At 71.6% G+C, this 1,821-nt stretch carries 3 protein-coding genes; 2 read left to right on the top strand and 1 reads right to left on the bottom strand.

Annotated features, from left to right (window positions below; genetic code table 11):
- On the top strand, window positions 1-245 hold a 245-nt coding region (locus tag ACR9ZG_RS18775; RefSeq protein ID WP_481286361.1), incomplete at its 5' end, for a pentapeptide repeat-containing protein.
- An 89-nt stretch (window positions 246-334) separates the two neighbouring features.
- Here the strand turns inward: ACR9ZG_RS18775 and ACR9ZG_RS18770 are convergent.
- Window positions 335-541, bottom strand: a complete 207-nt coding sequence (locus tag ACR9ZG_RS18770) for a cold-shock protein (protein ID WP_481286360.1) — start codon at window positions 539-541, stop codon at window positions 335-337.
- A gap of 225 nt (window positions 542-766) precedes the next feature.
- Here ACR9ZG_RS18770 and ACR9ZG_RS18765 point away from each other — a divergent pair.
- Window positions 767-1,821: LacI family DNA-binding transcriptional regulator (locus ACR9ZG_RS18765; protein WP_481286359.1), on the top strand; the 1,055-nt coding region annotated here is incomplete at its 3' end.

Genomic DNA, 1,821 nt, shown 5'->3' with positions numbered 1-1,821 from the left:
CCGACCTGCGCACCACCGATCTGCGCGGGGCGGAGCTGCGCGGCGCCCTCCTGATCGCCGCCGACCTCCGCGGCACCGACCTCACCGCGACCGAGCTGATCGGCGCCGACCTCCGCGACGCGCGCCTCGACGGCGCCGACCTCCGCGACGCGATCTACCTCACGCAGGTGCAGGTGAACGCCGCGCAGGGCGACGCGACGACGCGGCTCCCCGACGGCCTGACCCGCCCCTCCCACTGGCGCTGAAGAAACGCCGGCGCGAAAAAACGCAGGAAGACAAAAAGGAGGGCGCCCGGCACGAAGCCGGACGCCCTCCCTGCGTCAGAGCGGAATACTCAGGAGACGCGGATGTTCGACGCCTGAAGACCCTTGGGGCCCTGCGTCAGGTCGTACTCGACCTTCTGGTTCTCCTCGAGGTTCCGGAAACCGGACTGCGACGTGATCTCGCTGAAGTGGGCGAAGACGTCGGCGCTGCCGTCATCCGGAGTGATGAACCCATACCCCTTCTCCGAGTTGAACCATTTGACGGTGCCGTTGGCCATCGTTTCTTCTTTCTTGTGATCTCGGGTCCCGGAACTCCAGAACCCGTCGCCGCGCCGGTGAGGGTACGGTGATGGCCCACCCTACACGTAAATCGGCCGCAGCACCGCTCAGGATTCTCACTGGAAACGCTTGCATCCCCCTCCCACCCCGCAGATATACTCGCCACGGCCCCCACCGGCGGCCGATCCGACACCTCAGCAGGCCCGCCGACGGAGGGAGGCACGATGCCCGGCATCGCCGATGTCGCCCGTCTGGCGGGCGTCTCCACCGCCACCGTCTCGCGCGCGCTGAGCGGGAACGGCGCCGTCTCGACCGAGACGCGCACCCGCGTCACGCAGGCCGCGACCTCCCTCGGGTACGTCGTCAGCTCCGACGCCTCCAGCCTCGCCTCCGGGCGGACCCGCAACATCGGCGTCGTCGTCCCGCACTTGAGCCGGTGGTACTTCACCGCGGTGATCGAGGGAGCGCAGCGCGTGCTGACGCACCGCGGCTACGACGTCGCGCTCTACAACCTCGGCGGCGAGGGCGAGGAGCGCGGCCGCGTCTTCGAGCACCACCTGCTGCGCAACCGGGTGGATGCCGTGATCGCGGTGGCGCTGAAGCTCACCGAGGACGAGATCGGCCGGCTCCTGGCCATCGGCAAGCCGGTCGCCGGCGTCGGCGGCCCGCTGCCCGGGGCGAGCACCGTCACGATCGACGACGTCCACGTCGGCCGCACCGCGACCGAGCACCTGCTCTCGCTCGGCCACCGCCGCATCGCGCACCTCGGCGGCCGTCCGGAGTTCGACCTCGAGTTCCATGTCCCGACCAGCAGGAGGCTCGGCTACGAGGCCGCGCTGCTGGCCGCCGGCGTCGCGCCCGACCCCGCCCTGTCTGTCGCCGGCGACTTCACCATCCCGGGCGGCTACGCGGCGGCGATGAGCCTGCTGGAGCGCGCGGAGGGGCGGCCGACGGCCGTCTTCGCCGCCTCCGACGAGATGGCGATCGGCACGATCCTGGCCGCACGGGAGCGGGGTCTGGCCGTCCCTGGCGACCTCTCGGTCATCGGGGTCGACGACCATCCGCTCGCCGCCTTCTTCGGCCTCACCACGGTCGCGCAGCATCCCGAACGGCAGGGCGAGCAGGTCGCCGAGCTGCTGCTGCGCACGATCGACCCGCCGCGGCGCCACGAGCCGGCCGCGGAGGCCGCGCCCACGAGCCTCCACTCCCCCACCGACCTGGTCGTGCGCACCAGCACGGCCGCACCGGCGCATCCCCCCGCACCGGCACCGCAAACCCC

The sequence above is a fragment of the Leifsonia sp. KNZ12-8B genome (assembly GCF_056755495.1).
Note: the sequence above shows the minus strand (reverse complement) of the source record. Positions and strands in the feature narration are given on the sequence as shown.

Excerpts from the sequence above, each read along its gene's own strand:
- ACR9ZG_RS18770 (WP_481286360.1), bottom strand. The coding sequence starts at position 541 with ATGGCCAACGGCACCGTCAAATGGTTCAACTCGGAGAAGGGGTATGGG.